A 233-nucleotide genomic window follows, 5' to 3' on the forward strand; every position below is an offset into this window, starting at 1 on the left:
CGGCACCATCGACATCAAGTCGGTGGCCGGCGAGGGCTCTTCCGTCACCATCAAGATCCCGCTGACGCTGGCCATCGTCTCGGCGCTGATCGTCGAGGCCGCCGGCGACCGCTTTGCGATCCCGCAGCTCTCGGTGGTCGAGCTGGTCCGCGCCCGCGCCAACTCAGAGCACCGCATCGAGCGCATCAAGGACACCGCGGTTCTCCGCCTGCGCAACAAGCTGCTGCCGCTGA

Annotated in this window: 1 pseudogene; it reads left to right on the forward strand. The window is 67.8% G+C overall.

What is annotated here, in order from left to right:
• Positions 1-233, forward strand: a pseudogene (locus TSA1_RS40395) (hypothetical protein); the annotation flags it as partial.

Origin of the sequence: Bradyrhizobium nitroreducens (genome assembly GCF_002776695.1) — a bacterium.
Classification (GTDB): Bacteria; Pseudomonadota; Alphaproteobacteria; order Rhizobiales; family Xanthobacteraceae; genus Bradyrhizobium; species Bradyrhizobium nitroreducens.